A 14611-nucleotide genomic window follows, 5' to 3' on the forward strand; every position below is an offset into this window, starting at 1 on the left:
GGGGAGGACGCCTGCTTTCAGACCTCGGCGCCGGACGGGGCGGCGTTTTGTTTCGCCGCGGCGAGCTTCTCGACCTCTTCCATCAGCGCGTCGACGATCTGCGCCTCGGGCACCTTGCGAATGACCTGACCCCTGCGAAAGATGAGCCCGATCCCTTTGCCGCCGGCGACCCCGAGATCCGCGGCGCGCGCTTCCCCGGGACCGTTCACCTCGCAGCCCATCACCGCGACGTGAATGTCCATGTCGCGGTAGGCTTCCATCCGCCGCTCGACCGCGGCGGCGAGCGCGACGAGATCCACGTCCGCGCGGCCGCAGGAAGGGCACGCGACGAACCTCATGCCGCCCTCCCTCAGCCCGAGGGAGCGGAGGATCTGCGCGCCGACCCGAACCTCCTCCACGGGATCGGCCGCCAGCGAGACCCGGATCGTGTCGCCGATCCCTTCGGCCAGCAACGCGCCGAGGCCGACCGCCGACTTGATCGTCCCTGCAGCCGGCGTGCCCGCTTCCGTCACGCCGAGGTGGAAAGGGTAGTCGACCTTGTCGGCGAGCATCCGGTAGGCCTCGATCGTCATCAATGGATCGGACGCTTTGAGCGAGATTTTGATCTCCCGGTAGCCGAGCTCTTCGAGGATGCGTATGTGGCGCAGCCCGCTTTCGACCATGCCCGCAGCCGTCGGCCCGCCGTATTTTTCCAGCAGATCCTTCTCGAGCGAGCCGGCATTGACGCCGATCCGTATCGGCACCCGGCGCTCGGAGGCCGACTTGACGACCTCTTCGATGCACCAGCGCGGGCCGATGTTTCCCGGGTTGAGCCGCAACCCGTCCACCCCCTGGGCGAGCGCGATCAGCGCCAGCTTGTAGTTGAAATGAATGTCCGCGACCAGCGGGATGCGGATCTGCCGCTTGATCGCCCCGAGCTGCTCGGCAGCCTCCCGGACCGGCACGGCGACCCGGACGATGTCGCAGCCCGCCGCCTCCAGAGCCCAGATCTGATCGACCGTCGCCGCCACGTCCCGCGTGTCTGTTTTCGTCATGGACTGAACGGAGATCGGCGCCCCACCGCCGATCGCGACGTTGCCGACCCGGATCTGCCTGGTTTTTCGGCGCGGGATCATGGTCTCACTATAGAGAAGCCGTAACAGGGGGTCAAACGCGGTTCTCGCGCGTCGGAAACCTTCCCGACGCGAGCGGCTACTTGCTCGCTTTGCCCGCGGCCCGGTCCTGGGAGCCGGGCCGCGGCTCTTCTTTCTTCTTGCGATCGCCTTCCGGGATGATGAGCAGCCGCCGGTACGAGCCCTGGCCGAGGCTCTTGGTGGTGACCCAGGGATCGTCCTGCAGGGCGGCATGGATGATGCGCCGATCCGCGGCGCTCAGCGCTTCCACGGTAACGGTCTTGCGCTGTCGTTTGGCCTTTTCCCCCAGCCGGAGAGCCATGTCCTCCAGGGATTTTCGCCGCCGCTCCCGGTAGTTTTCGATGTCGACCACGACGTGCGGGCCCTCGCCGGTGTGCTCTCCGGCGATCCGGGTGACCAGGTACTGGAGGGCTTCGAGGGTCTGCCCCTTCCGGCCGATCAAAAGGCCGCTGTTCTCCGTCCGGATCTCCAGCACCGTTTCGGCTCGTTCCTGATCCTCCTTCACCTCGATCGTGGCCGGGATGCCCATCAACCGCAGGATCTCTTCGAGGACATCCTTCGCCTTCGCCGTCAGCGCCGCCGCATCGGGCTCGGCCATGCGCGCGGCCGCTGAAGCCTGCGGGGCGGCGACCGCCGCCGCGAGGATCGTCTTGCGCAGCGAAGCCCTGATGCGGGCCTTTTGGGCTCGGAACCCGAGAATACCCCTGCGCGGCTCGGCGAGGATATCGACCGTCACCTGGTCTCGCCCCACGCCCAGGGCCTTGAGAGCGGCCTCGATCGCCTCATCGATGCTGTCGCCTTCGGTTTCCACGTAATCCATATCAGACCTCGCCGCGCGTCCCTACTTGTCCATGCGGTTGATCCACCACTGCTGGCCGATCGACAGAATGTTATTGACCAGCCAGTAAATCGTCAATCCGGCCGGGAAGGTGACGAACATGAAGGTGAACATGAGCGGCATCATCAACATCATCTTGCGCTGGTTCGGGTCGCCCGCGCTCGGAGTCATCCACTGCTGGATGAACATGCTGGCGCCCATCAGGATCGTCAGCACCGGAACGCCGAGATGCCAGCCGCCGACCGTAAAAGGCAGCGACTCCCAGTCCGGCCGCGACAGGTCCTTGATCCAGAGAAACGGAGCGTGGCGCAGCTCGATGGGCGTGCTGAGCGCGTTGTACAGGCCGATGAACACGGGAAACTGCAGCAGCATCGGCAGGCAACCGCCCAGCGGATTGACCCCGTTGCGCCGGTAAAGCTCCATGATCTCCTTGTTGAGCTTCTCGCGATCGTCCTTGAACTTCTCCTTGAGCCGCTCCATCTGCGGCTGCAGCCGCTGCATCTGCTTCATCGAGACGTAGCTCTTGTGCGTCAGCGGCGCCGTGAGAATCTTGATCAAGACCGTGAGCAGGATGATATCGATCCCGTAGCTCGCGGTGAACCGGTGGAAGAAATGGAGCACGTAGAGCAGTGGAATCGAGATGAAGGCGAAATAGCCGAAATCGATCGAGCGCTCGAGCCCCTTCCCGATCGCTTCGAGGACGCTCAGATCCTTCGGGCCGATGAACAGCGTGTAGCGGGCGGCGTCCCGGGCGGGTTGCGGGGCGACGCTCAGCACGAGCGCCGGACCGGACTGCCCCAGCGTGACGGAGTGCTTCCCCCCGCTTTCGGGGAGGAGCGCGATAAAAAAATAAGTGTAGCCGAAGCCGGCCCAGGCGACATCCCCGGAAAACGCCTTCTCCTCCTTCAACGGATCGGCCACGTGCTCGCGCTTGATCTTGTTGTCGACGAGCGCCACGAGCCCCTCGAACGGGGCGTCGGGATTGCGGACCGCCTGATCGGCAGGAGCCGTCAACAGAACCTGGAGCGGAACCGCCGCGCCCGCAGGGTTCACGGCGGACACCTCGAGCCGGATCGGGTAGCTGCCTCCCGTGAACACGAGCGTCTTGGTGATCGTCGTGCCGTCGCCCGCACGCCCGCGGAAGGTCAAGGCGGCCTGCTGCTCCCCTGACAGTCGCACGCTCGATCCCTCGACCTCGTAGTTCACATCCGCGTCGCCTCCCGCAGGGGCACCGATCCAAGTAACCCCGAGGGGGAGCGGCAGGGCCGGGGAGGGAGAGACGATGTCGAACGGCGGGCTCTTCTCATGAGCCGAGCTGCGATAGTCCTTGAACTGAAAGCTCTTCAGACGCGCGCCCCGGCTCGTGAAAACCGCCATGTAGCGGTCGGTCTCCACTGTGAGCTCCCTTGCTTCCTGCGGGACCGGACGCTCGGCAGCCGCCGCCTTCGGCGGCGCAGCGGGCCGGGCGGGCTCGGGAACGACCGGCTTTTTCGCTTCGGGAACCGGCGGAGCTGGAGATTCCGGGGTGCCGTACTGCCATCCCAGCCACTGCTGGTACAGAACGAGGACGATGAGCGAAAGAACGACCGCTAAAAGGGCGCGCTTCTCCATGATGATCAGCGAACCGGATCATATCCGCCCGGGTTTCCGGGATGGCAACGGCCCAATCGGCGAAGGGCCATGAGCGTCCCGGCAACCACCCCGTACCGCTCGACGGCCTGCGACGCGTAAACCGAGCAGGTGGGAAAGAAACGGCACGAGCGGGGAAGCACCGGCGAGACGAAGCGATGATAGGCCTTGAGGCCCGCGGCTAGAATCGACCGGATCCTGCGGTTCACGGCTCAGCGGCTCCCGTTTCTCACCAGAGCTTTTTTCAGCTCGCTTTCGGTCTGGGCGTAAGAGATGTCGGCTGCGGCGTCGCGCGCGATCACCAGAACGTCGAGCACCGGTACGATGTCGCGGCGGCACCGCCGGAAGCATTCGCGGACGAGCCGTTTGACACGGTTGCGCGCCACTGCGTTTCCAACCTTGGCGCTGACGGTTACGCCCAGTCGCGCCTGCTTGCCGTCGTTCGGCCTGGTGATGACCACGAAATGGGGGGTGTGGATCTTCTTTCCGCGGCGCGACAGATCGATGAATTCGGGTCGTTTCCTCAGGCGGGCCTGCTTCGGAAAGTCCGCCTTTCCCGGCGACATGCGTGCTTGGCTTACGTTCGCGCTCGCTTCGGCGGCACCGTAACCGTTAGCCGTTTTCGCCCCTTGGCCCGTCTTCTCTTTAGCACGTTTCGCCCGCCCGGCGTGGCCATACGGGCGAGAAACCCATGTGTTCGCTTGCGGCGAACGTTGCTCGGCTGATAAGTCCTTTTCATAGCGCTAATGGCTCCTGAGACGGTCGAATCGCCAACTTTTTATATGAACCATACCGTCGGGGTATTGTCAATTTAGCGAATTTTCGGGCTTGAGCGAGCGCTTCATCAGGTCGCGCACCGCGAGTGCAGGCGGTTTTCCCTCGTACAGCACCCGGTACATCTGGTCGACGATCGGCATCTCGACCGATAGACGGCTGGCGAGTTCCCGCACCGACCGCGTGTTGCGCACTCCCTCGGCCACCATCCGCGTTCCCGCCATGATTTCTTCCAGGCTCTTTCCCTGCGCCACCAAAACCCCCACCTTGCGGTTGCGGCTCAGCTCTCCGGTGCAGGTGAGCACGAGGTCCCCGAGGCCGGCCAGTCCGGAGGTGGTTGCGGGGTCCGCGCCCATGCGAACCGCCAGCCGCGTGAGCTCGGCGAGACCGCGGGTGATCAACGCCGCGCGGGCGTTGTGTCCCAGCCCGAGGCCGTCGCTGATGCCGGCCGCGATGGCGATGACGTTCTTCACCACGCCTCCCATCTGGACCCCGATCACGTCGGTCGAGGTGTAGACCCGGAAGTTTTGCGTGCTCAAAGTCTCCTGCACCGCGCGCGCGACTTCCCGGCGGTAGGCCGCCGCCGTTACCGCTGCGGGCAGCCCCCGCCCGACTTCCGCGGCGAAGGTGGGGCCGGAGAGAAAAGCGTGGCGTTCTCTGGCGCCTTCACCGAGAATCTCGGCCATGAGCTCTCCCATCGTCTTGAGGCTCCCCTCCTCCAACCCTTTCGTGGCGCAGAGCAGCGTCGTGCCTCGATCGAGGCCTGGAGCCGCCTGCTCCAGCACCTCGCGCACCGCGTGCGAGGGAACCGCGCAGATCACGAGCGATTTTCCCCGGGCGGCCGCCGCGGCGTCACGCGTCAGCTCCACGTCGTCGGGCAGACGCACCCCGGGGAGATAAGTACGACTTTCGCGCGCTCCGGCCAGCTCCCGGTGCGTGTCCGCGCCGTGGCACCAGAGGGTGACCCGCATGCCCTTTTCGGCCAGCAGCTTCGCCAGCGCGATTCCCCACCCGCCGGCGCCGATGACGGCAATGGCCTGGCTCATGGTGGCTCAGCTTCCGTAGAGAACGGCACAGATCGATCCGTTCCGGCGGGCCGGGAACGGATCGAGAGCGCCTCACACCCCCTCTTCCTCCTCCTCTCTTTCCGCCAGCCGCGCGAGCGATACCACCCGCTCCCCCTCCTCGAGATCGATCAGGCGCACGCCCTGGGTGTTGCGGCCGATCACCCGAATGTCCCCGACCCTGAGTCGAATGATCTTCCCCTTGTTGGTGACGAGCATGAGCTGGTCCTCTTCCGTCACCTGCTGCACGCCGACGACGCGACCCGTCTTTTCCGTGGTCTTCATCGTGATGATGCCCTTGCCGCCGCGTGCCTGCAGCCGGTACTCGTCCATCGCGGTGCGCTTGCCGAGGCCGTTTTCCGCCACCGTCAGGATGTCGGATCCCAGGCTGAGAATCTCCATGCTCACCACCGAGTCGCCTTCGTCCAGCCGCATCCCGACCACGCCGTAGGTGCCGCGCCCCGTGGCGCGGACCTGCTCCTCCTTGAAGCGGATAGACTGCCCGGCGGCCGTGGAGAGGATGATCTCCTGGCGGCCGTCGGTCAGGCGGACGCCGATGACCTCGTCGCCGGGCTCCAGCGCGATCGCCCGCAGGCCGCTGGCGCGCAGGTTGGCGTAGGCCATCAGCTCGGTTTTCTTGATCAGGCCGTTCTTCGTGGCGAAGACCACGTAACGCCCTTCCTGGAACTCGCGGATCGAGAGAAACGCCGAGACCCGCTCTCCGGGCTCAAGATTCAACAGATTGACGATCGGCTTGCCGCGCGCGGCGCGGCTGGCCTGCGGCAGCTCATGGACCTTGATCCCGTAGACCTTGCCGGTCGTCGTGAAGAACAGCAGCGTGGCGTGCATCGAGGCGATGATCAGGTACTCGACGAAATCCTCCTCCTTGGTCGTCGTGCCGATTTTTCCCTTCCCGCCGCGCCGCTGGGCCCGGTAGAGCGCCACCGGATTGCGCTTGATGTAGCCTTCGTGGGAGATCGTCACCGCCATGTCCTCGTCGACGATCAGGTCCTCGATCGAGATCTCTTCCGATTGCGCCACGATCTGGGTGCGCCGCTCGTCACCGTATTTCTTCTTGATCTCGCGCAGCTCCTCGACGATGATCCGGTAGATCTCCCTCTCGCTCGCCAGGATCGCGCGCAGCTTGGCGATCAGCTCGAGCGTTTCGCGGTGCTCCTGCACGATCTTGTCGCGCTCCAGGCCGGTGAGCCGCTGCAGCCGCATCTCCAGGATCGCCTGTGCCTGCGCTTCCGACAGGCCGAAGCTCTGCATCAGGCCCTCCTTCGCGGTCTTGGGATCGCGCGAGCCGCGGATCAGCCGGATCACCTCGTCGAGGTGATCGAGCGCGATCTTCAGTCCCTCCAGGATGTGCAGCCGCTCTTCGGCCTGGCGCAGCTCGTAGGCCGTGCGCCGCGTCACCACTTCCTTGCGGTGGTCGAGGAACGCTTTCAGCGCCTCCTTGAGATTGAGAAGCTTGGGCCTGCCGTCGACGATCGCGAGCATGTTGACGCCGAAGGACTCCTGCAGGGCGGTGTGCTTGTAGAGCTGGTTGAGGATGATGTCCGCCATCGCGTCGCGCTTCAGCTCCAGAACGATGCGCATCCCCTCCCGGTCGGACTCGTCGCGCAGATCGGCGATGCCCTCGATCTTCTTTTCCTGAACCAGCGCCGCGATCTGCTCGATCAGCCGGTTCTTGTTCACCATGAAAGGGATCTCGCTGATGACGATCTGTTCCTTCCCCGTGCGCTTGACGGTCTCGGTGAACGCCTTGCCGCGCATCTGGATGATGCCCCTGCCCTCGGTGTAGGCTTGCAGGATCGGCTCGCGGCCGTGGATGAAGCCGGCGGTGGGGAAATCCGGCCCGGGAATGTAGTGCATGAGCTCCTTCACCGTGATGTCCGGGTTCTCGATGAGCGCGATCAGCCCGTCGACCACTTCCCCGAGATTGTGCGGCGGGATGTTGGTCGCCATTCCCACCGCGATCCCCGCCGCGCCGTTGATGAGCAGATTGGGGATCCGCGACGGCAGGACGACCGGCTCCTTCAGCGAATCGTCGTAGTTGGGGACGAACTCGACGGTATCCTTCTCGATATCCGCGAGGATCTCCTCGGCGAGCTCCGCCATGCGGATCTCCGTGTAGCGCATCGCCGCCGGGGGATCGCCGTCGATGCTGCCCCAGTTCCCCTGACCATCGATCAGCGGATAGCGCATCGAGAAATCCTGCACGAGCCGGACGATCGTGTCGTAGACTGCGGTGTCGCCGTGCGGGTGGTAGTTCTTGAGGACCTCGCCGACGACGCCGGCGCTCTTGCGATAACGCTTCTCGTGCGTGAGACCCATCTCGTACATCGCGTAGAGGACGCGACGGTGCACCGGCTTCAGGCCGTCGCGGACGTCGGGCAGGGCGCGGCTGATGATGACGCTCATGGCGTAGTCCATGAACGACTGCCGCATCTCGTCTTCGATGTAGACCGGGACCTTCTGCTGCTTCAGGGTCGCTTCCATTGCGAATCTTCAGTCGGGACCGCGCGTCGATCGCGTCCGGGCGGACTGGTGGCTAAACGTCGAGATTTTTCACCGACAGCGCGTGCTCTTCGATGAACCTGCGCCGCGGTTCCACCTCGTCGCCCATCAACGTGGAAAAGATGTCGTTGGCCTCCACCGCGTCCTCGATCCGGACCTGCAGGAAAACCCGGGTTTCGGGGTTCATCGTCGTCTCCCACAGCTGCTCCGGGTTCATCTCTCCCAGCCCTTTGTAGCGCTGGATGTCCTGCCCTTTCTTGCCGGCCGCAAGCACATACTCGACCAGCTCTTTGAGGGAGCGCAGCCGCCGGCGGCCCTCGCCGTTCTCGACCGTGTACGGCGGGTAGCCGGGATGGGTGAGTTCGCCGAAAGCGCGCCGCAGCTCCTTGTATTCCGGGCTGGTCAGGAACTCGCGGTCGATGACGGTTTGCAGCCCGCTCCCGTTCGCGCGCGTCGAGCAGACGAGCTTGAAGCAGTTGTGCTCGGGATCCTCCTGCAGCGCGCAGGAAACCGGCGCCTCCTCGGGCGCCGCCAGATTGACGAAGGAAGCCAGATCGGACTGGAAGCGCTGCAGCTCGGCGGCATCCTTGAGCGTCTCTTCCGAGAACCCCTCGCGCATGAGGACCGCCTCGATCACCGCCCGGCTCCGCCGCTTGCGCACCGCCGTCATCATCAGCTTGTCGAAGCGCAGCGCTTTCTTGATGAAGGACTGCAGCGGCTGGCCGGCGAGCCCGTTGCCGTTGCTCGACGTCCGGACCCGCAGATCCTCGGTACCCATCTCGATCAGGTAGTCTTCCAGGGCCGCCTCGTCCTTGATGTAGCGTTCCTGGCGGCCGCGCTTGACCTTGTAGAGGGGCGGCTGGGCGATGAAGAGGTGGCCTTTTTCGACGAGGTCGGGCATCTGGCGGTAAAAGAAAGTGAGCAGCAACGTCCGGATGTGGGACCCGTCGACGTCGGCGTCCGTCATGATGACGATGGAATGGTAGCGCAGCTTCGCCGGATCGTAGTCCTCTTTCACGCCGGTGCCGAGCGCGGTGATCAGGGTGCGGATCTCCTGGGAGGAAAGCATCTTGTCGAACCGCGCTTTCTCGACGTTGAGGATCTTCCCCTTGAGCGGCAGGATCGCCTGGTTGCGCCGGTCCCGTCCCTGCTTCGCCGAACCGCCGGCGGACTCGCCCTCGACCAGGTAAAGCTCGCTCAGCGCCGGGTCGCGCTCCTGGCAATCGGCGAGCTTTCCCGGCAGCGAGCCGGAGTCCAGGGCCCCCTTGCGCCGGGCGAGTTCTTTCGCCTTGCGGGTGGCTTCCCGGACGCGCGCCGCCTCGATGCCCTTCATCACGATCTTGCGCGCGTCGCCCGGATGCTCGGCGAGGAAGCTCGCGAGCTTTTCGTTCACCAGCGCCTCGACGATGCCCTTGACCTCGCTGTTGCCGAGCCTGGTCTTGGTCTGGCCTTCGAATTGCGGCTCCGGCACCTTCACGCTGATCACCGCCGTCAGCCCTTCCCGGACGTCCTCCCCCTGCAGGTTTTCGTCGTCCTTCTTCAGCTGGCCGTTCTCGATGGCGTAGCTGTTGATCGTCCGGGTCAGCGCCGACTTGAAGCCGATCAGGTGCGTTCCGCCTTCGAGGGTGTTGATGTTGTTGGCGAACGAAAAGACGTTTTCGGCGTAACCGTCGTTCCACTGCATCGCGATCTCGGCCTCGACGCCTTCTTTTTCGCCTTGCAGGTAGATGACCTGGGGGTGAACGGGGGTCTTGGCGCGGTTGAGATGCTCGACGAAGGAGACGATCCCGCCTTTGTACAGGAGCTCGTGCTTTTTCTGGCTCCGCTCGTCCTCGATGGTGATCTTGACGCCCCGGTTGAGGAAGGCCAGCTCGCGCAGCCTCTGGGAGAGGATGTCGAAGCTGAACTCGATGGTTTCGAAAACCTCTGAATCGGGCCGGAAGGTGACGCGGGTGCCGCGTTCTTTCGAGGTTCCGACCTCCTTGAGCGGCGCCTGCGGCACGCCGCGCCTGTAGGTTTGCTGGTAGACCTTCCCTTCGCGTTTGATCTCGACTTCCAGCGTTTCCGACAGGGCGTTGACGACCGAGATGCCGACCCCGTGCAAGCCGCCGGAGACTTTATAGGATGCCTTGTCGAACTTGCCGCCGGCGTGGAGCTTGGTGAGCACGACCTCCGCCGCGGAAACTTTTTCGGTCGGGTGAATGTCGACCGGAATTCCGCGGCCGTTGTCGACGACCGTAACGCTGTTGTCGATGTGGATCGTGACGTCGATCCTGTCACAATAGCCGGCCAGCGCCTCGTCGATGGAATTGTCCACGACTTCGTAGACCAGGTGGTGGAGGCCCCGCTCTCCGGTATCTCCGATGTACATCCCGGGCCGCTTTCTGACGGCCTCGAGGCCCTCCAAAACCTTGATGTTGTCGGCGCTGTACTCTTCCGGCGGGGAATTTTTGGTGTCGCCCATCTCGTGCTGTTCGGGGTTTTAAAAAATCCCTTAAAATTAATGCACTTACGCTTTCAAAGGAACCAGTCGAATCATAGCGGAAATGCCCTCGAAAGTAAAGCTTTTTGTGGCCCCTAACGGGGCGATTTTTAAAGAAAATTTCATCCCTCGCCAGTCCGCCCGAAAACCCCCGGCAAAGGCCGCTGGAAAGCCCGGTTGACAGCCCTGCTTCCTTGCGTCAAAACGGAGCGGTGAAACCGGCCATTACGGCACTCGCGTTCCTTACCGCGCTGCAGCGCCTTGGAAAGACGCCGCCGGAGCCGCACCGGATCGGCGCCATGGCCGGTTGTTTTCCGCTGACCGGGCTGATCCTGGGCGTTGCGTTGTTGCTTTCGGATCGCTTGCTTCAGCCCCATCTCGACTCCGAGGTGCTGAGCGCGGTTCTGGTTCTGGAGCTTGCGCTCTTGACCGGCGGGATGTCTCTCGACGCGCTGCGCGGGACGTTCGCCCGCCTGCCCGGAAGCCTGAGCTTCGGCGGCTCCGGCACAGGCGAAACCTCGGGTCTGCTCGCCCTCTTTTTCGTTCTGATGCTCAAGGTCCGAACGATCGAAGTCGCGGGCGACTCTCGCTCGATCGATCTCCTGCTCGCTCCGGTGTTCGGCCGTTGGGCGCTCGTGATTTACCTCTACGGGGCTGCCGCCGCCGCGGGCGAGCCTCTTCGATCGATCGCCGCAGGCGTCAGGCCCCTGCAGCTTTTTCTGGCCACTGCGATCGCGTTGGTGTTGGCGGTCTACCTCCTCGGGCGGGGCGCGCTCTGGATCGGCCTGGTCGTTTCTCTTGCGACGCTTCTCGCGCGGAGTTGTTTCGGCAAATGGGCCGGAGCACCCTCGCTGGATGGAGCGGGCGGAGTCGTGGAGCTGGCGGAAACGCTGGCGCTCCTCCTGCTTTCCGTGCTGTGACGGTCCGGGCTCGGGGGCAGCAAACGATCCTATTGACACCCGCCAGCCAAGAGGATAACTTCGCCACCAGTTTACACGGCTCTAGGTGACAGGGAAGCCGGTGCGAATCCGGCGCGGTCCCGCCACTGTGAAGGGGTAAGTTTCCGCGACCCAGGCCACTGTCCCGTTGAGGGATGGGAAGGCTGCGGAAAGCAGGGCGCAGACAAACGCCCCGCGCCCCCAAGCCAGGAAACCTGCCTAGAGTTTGTCGACCGGTCTCTCCGGTAGAGAGAGAAAGGTTTTCCCTATTTCCCGTTACACCGTCGGGGTCTCGAGAGGTGGTGTGTGAGAGAGGCGTTTTTCCTGTCGGCCTCGCTGGCGTTGCATGCGCTTGCCCTCGCATATCCGGTCTCGTTTCGCGAGAGCGGGGAAGCTCCGGTCGTGGTCACGCTGATCAGCAGACAGGAAAGCGCCCGCGAGCGGACCGGTTCGCCCGGATCTGCGCCCCCGTACCGCACGGCAGGCGGCGTACAGCCAGCGGCGGCTGACACGAAGCGCCTCGATGACCGCGGCGGAACTTTCGGCCAGGCGGCCGTGGAAGCAAAGATGCCGGAAACCGCCCGAGACGGTGAATCCGAAACGCTCTCGGTTTTTCACGCCGAGAACGACGATGGCTCGTTGTTGGCGCTGGCCGGAAGGTCCGGCTCCGAAAAGTCCTCCGTCTTCGCGGCGGGGGACGCTTCGAGGGTTGGAGGGGCCGGCCCTTCTTCGGCGGGAGGCGGCAAGGCAGATCTCGCGGCCGGCGGTTCGGGCGGAGGCAGAGCGCGGTTCACCCCCGCCTCCTACGATTACGCCCCGGCCCCTCCCTACCCAGAGCACGCCCGCAGAGAGGGACGGGAGGGGCGCGTGCTGCTGCGGGTCCTGGTCGATCCTGAGGGGAGGTCGAAAACGGTCGAGGTCAGACTGAGCTCCGGGAGCGACGTCCTCGACCGAGCCGCCGAGGAGGCAGTGAAGCGCTGGCGTTTTGTGCCGGCGCGATCGGGCGGGCGAGCCGTGGAAAGCTGGGTCAACGTTCCCGTCGAATTCCGACTGACTGATTCCGGGCGCTGGCCGACAAAGGAGGCAGACCGGAGCACAAACTGACTGCGGACGGATGCAAGGGAAAGAGGTGCGATTCCTCTGCTGCCCCGCAACTGTAAAGGCGACGAAAGCCGCGAGACGCCACTGCCGGCGCAAGCCGGTGGGAAGGCGCGGCGAGTAGGACGAAGCCTGAGCCAGGAGACCTGTCCGGACGCCACAACATCCCCTTTCGCGGGAAAAGGAGGTTTGATGAAGGCTTATTTTCTCGTCTTACCGCTGCTTTTTTTCTCGATCTCAAAAGGATTTGCCGGCGAACCGGCGGAATCCAGCCTGCCGCCCGTGTTTGTCACCGCGACGCGCACCGAGACGCCGCTTCGACAGGTGACGACCTCGGCCACGATCATCACGGCCGAAGAGATCGAGAAGCAGCAGGCCGAAACGGTCCTGGACGCGCTGCGCCACGTGCCCGGGCTCGACGTCGTCCAGTCGGGGTCGCGCGGGAACAACACTGCAGTGTTCATCCGCGGCTCGGAATCGGATCACGTTCTGGTGCTGATTGACGGCGTCGAGGTCAACAGCACGACCCTCGGCACGTTCGACTTCGCCCACCTGACCACCGAGAACGTCGAGCGAATCGAAATTCTTCGCGGCGCGGGCGGCACGCTCTACGGCTCCCAGGCGATCGGCGGCGTCATCAACGTCATCACGAGGAAAGGCGAAGGGCCGCTCGAAGCGGGATTGTCGCTCGAGGGCGGCAACGGGCGGAGCCATCGACAGGCGCTGACGCTGCGCGGCGCGGCGGGCAGGCTCGGCTATTCGTTGAGCGGTGCGCGGCTCGAAAGCCGGGGCTTTCGAAGCGTCAACGACGACTACCGAAATCTCTCTGCATCGGCGCGCCTGGATTATCGCGTGACGGAGAACGCAGGCCTCAAGGGCTTTTTTCACTTCGCCAAGAGCGACCTCGGGTTGTTCAACAGCAACAATTTCGCCTCGCAGCCCGATCCCAACGCGCGCGAAGCCTCGATCCGGTACCTGGGCAAGCTCGAATGGGAGCATAAGATTTTGCGGAACTGGGATTACCGGATCTCGGGGTCTTTCTTCAAAGAGCACATCAAGGACAGCGACGACGTCGATGGCTGCGCTTTTTTCGGCTTCCCGTGCGATTTTCGCAGCCGCGACCGCTTCCGCCCGCGCAGCGACACGGCGGAGGTCCAGACCAACTACCGCTTCGAGCACTGGGGCACGACGACCTTCGGCGTGGAATACAAGCGGCGCTCCGCCAGCACCAGCAGCGGCATCGACGAGGCGATCGGGAACACGGGCTATTACCTCCAACAGCAGCTCCAGCTGCTCGATCGGCGGCTGATCTTGATCCCGGGCGTCCGCCTCGACGACAATCAAAGCTTCGGCAGCGCCTGGACCCCGTCGTTTTCCGCCGCCTACACCTTCGCAGGAACCGGCACCCGGCTGAAAGCCGGCTATGCGCGAGGCTTCAAGGCGCCGTCGCTGAACGAGCTTTTCTTTCCCCCGGCTTTCGGCTGCCCGGCCTTCGGCAACCCGAATCTCGATCCCGAAAGGAGCTGGGAGCTGAACGCGGGCGTGGAGCAGCGCCTGATGGGGGACCGGGTGGAAATCGGGGCGACTTATTTTCACCGGGAAGTGACGGGCCTGATCGAAGCGCGCCCCATTCCGGGCGATCCCCTGGGCTGCTTTCGCGCCGAGAACGTCGGCAAGGCTCGCTTCGACGGCGTGGAGTGGAACCTGGGCTTTAAGCCGCTTCCGTCGCTCGCGGTAAACGCCGGCTACACCTACCTCGACTGGGACACCGCCGACGGAAAGCTGCGGCGCCGGCCGAGGCACCGCGGCAGCATCGGCCTGAATTATCTCCGCGACGGCTGGAACGTGAACGTCATTGCCCACCTGATCGGCCGACGGGACGATTTTCGCGCCGCCTCCCCCTTCGGTGACACGTCCAAACCGGGTTACCTGAAGCTCGACGTCTCCTCGAGCTACGAGCTGCCGTGGAAAGCGCCTTTTGCCAACAGCCTGGCGCTTTTCGGCAAGATCGAAAACCTGCTCGACAAAAGGTATGAAGAAGCCGACGGCTTTCGCGCGCGCCCGCTCAATTTCCTGCTCGGGGTTCGCGCCCGGTTCGGCGGAACGTAGGAAAAAACGCGCTGGCGGCGCGT

General features: G+C 64.4%; 11 protein-coding genes and 2 riboswitches. Of the genes, 2 read left to right on the plus strand and 9 right to left on the minus strand.

What is annotated here, in order from left to right; all coding sequences use genetic code 11:
- Positions 1 to 17 precede the first annotated feature (17 nt).
- The 9 genes from ispG to gyrB form a co-directional block, all read right to left on the minus strand.
- Positions 18 to 1115, minus strand: coding sequence for a flavodoxin-dependent (E)-4-hydroxy-3-methylbut-2-enyl-diphosphate synthase (gene ispG, locus VNN77_03310; GenBank protein HXG50418.1), 1098 nt, complete (start codon positions 1113 to 1115; stop codon positions 18 to 20).
- A gap of 76 nt (positions 1116 to 1191) precedes the next feature.
- Positions 1192 to 1953, minus strand: coding sequence for an RNA-binding cell elongation regulator Jag/EloR (gene jag / locus VNN77_03315; GenBank protein HXG50419.1), 762 nt, complete (start codon positions 1951 to 1953; stop codon positions 1192 to 1194).
- Between the two features lie 21 nt (positions 1954 to 1974).
- Positions 1975 to 3582: a membrane protein insertase YidC gene (yidC, locus tag VNN77_03320; GenBank protein HXG50420.1), complete on the minus strand. Its 1608-nt coding sequence runs from the start codon at positions 3580 to 3582 to the stop codon at positions 1975 to 1977.
- 5 nt (positions 3583 to 3587) lie between these two features.
- A complete protein-coding gene (gene yidD / locus VNN77_03325; protein ID HXG50421.1) occupies positions 3588 to 3809 on the minus strand; it encodes a membrane protein insertion efficiency factor YidD in 222 nt (73 codons plus the stop codon).
- Positions 3810 to 3812: 3 nt separating this feature from the next.
- Complete coding sequence (gene rnpA, locus VNN77_03330; protein HXG50422.1) at positions 3813 to 4166, minus strand: ribonuclease P protein component; 354 nt, start codon at positions 4164 to 4166, stop codon at positions 3813 to 3815.
- 11 nt (positions 4167 to 4177) lie between these two features.
- Positions 4178 to 4339 carry a 50S ribosomal protein L34 gene (gene rpmH, locus VNN77_03335; protein ID HXG50423.1) on the minus strand — a complete coding sequence of 54 codons (162 nt, stop codon included), beginning with the start codon at positions 4337 to 4339 and terminating at the stop codon, positions 4178 to 4180.
- A 67-nt stretch (positions 4340 to 4406) separates the two neighbouring features.
- A complete protein-coding gene (locus VNN77_03340; protein HXG50424.1) occupies positions 4407 to 5420 on the minus strand; it encodes an NAD(P)H-dependent glycerol-3-phosphate dehydrogenase in 1014 nt (337 codons plus the stop codon).
- Between the two features lie 72 nt (positions 5421 to 5492).
- A complete protein-coding gene (gene gyrA, locus VNN77_03345; protein ID HXG50425.1) occupies positions 5493 to 7943 on the minus strand; it encodes a DNA gyrase subunit A in 2451 nt (816 codons plus the stop codon).
- Between the two features lie 52 nt (positions 7944 to 7995).
- Complete coding sequence (gene gyrB / locus VNN77_03350; protein ID HXG50426.1) at positions 7996 to 10425, minus strand: DNA topoisomerase (ATP-hydrolyzing) subunit B; 2430 nt, start codon at positions 10423 to 10425, stop codon at positions 7996 to 7998.
- A 230-nt stretch (positions 10426 to 10655) separates the two neighbouring features.
- On the opposite strand from gyrB, the gene VNN77_03355 reads away from it, so the two are divergent.
- Both VNN77_03355 and VNN77_03360 read left to right on the plus strand, forming a co-directional pair.
- Entirely contained in the window at positions 10656 to 11363 is a 708-nt protein-coding gene (locus tag VNN77_03355) for an adenosylcobinamide-GDP ribazoletransferase (GenBank protein ID HXG50427.1), read from the plus strand.
- Positions 11364 to 11429: 66 nt separating this feature from the next.
- Positions 11430 to 11619: riboswitch (cobalamin riboswitch) on the plus strand.
- Positions 11620 to 12476: 857 nt separating this feature from the next.
- A riboswitch (cobalamin riboswitch) is annotated at positions 12477 to 12648 on the plus strand.
- Between the two features lie 23 nt (positions 12649 to 12671).
- Positions 12672 to 14588, plus strand: a complete 1917-nt coding sequence (locus VNN77_03360; GenBank protein HXG50428.1) for a TonB-dependent receptor — start codon at positions 12672 to 12674, stop codon at positions 14586 to 14588.
- The last annotated feature ends 23 nt before the right edge of the window (positions 14589 to 14611 follow it).

It is taken from the genome of Candidatus Zixiibacteriota bacterium (assembly GCA_035574315.1).
Lineage (GTDB): Bacteria > Desulfobacterota > Binatia > UBA9968 > UBA9968 > DATLYW01.

What these genes read in the sequence shown, in the direction of transcription:
- ispG (HXG50418.1), bottom strand. Translation starts at nt 1,115, where the DNA reads ATGATCCCGCGCCGAAAAACCAGGCAGATCCGGGTCGGCAACGTCGCG.
- jag (HXG50419.1), bottom strand. Translation starts at nt 1,953, where the DNA reads ATGGATTACGTGGAAACCGAAGGCGACAGCATCGATGAGGCGATCGAG.
- yidC (HXG50420.1), bottom strand. Translation starts at nt 3,582, where the DNA reads ATGGAGAAGCGCGCCCTTTTAGCGGTCGTTCTTTCGCTCATCGTCCTC.
- rnpA (HXG50422.1), bottom strand. Translation starts at nt 4,166, where the DNA reads ATGTCGCCGGGAAAGGCGGACTTTCCGAAGCAGGCCCGCCTGAGGAAA.
- rpmH (HXG50423.1), bottom strand. Translation starts at nt 4,339, where the DNA reads ATGAAAAGGACTTATCAGCCGAGCAACGTTCGCCGCAAGCGAACACAT.
- VNN77_03340 (HXG50424.1), bottom strand. Translation starts at nt 5,420, where the DNA reads ATGAGCCAGGCCATTGCCGTCATCGGCGCCGGCGGGTGGGGAATCGCG.
- gyrA (HXG50425.1), bottom strand. Translation starts at nt 7,943, where the DNA reads ATGGAAGCGACCCTGAAGCAGCAGAAGGTCCCGGTCTACATCGAAGAC.
- gyrB (HXG50426.1), bottom strand. Translation starts at nt 10,425, where the DNA reads ATGGGCGACACCAAAAATTCCCCGCCGGAAGAGTACAGCGCCGACAAC.
- VNN77_03360 (HXG50428.1), top strand. Translation starts at nt 12,672, where the DNA reads ATGAAGGCTTATTTTCTCGTCTTACCGCTGCTTTTTTTCTCGATCTCA.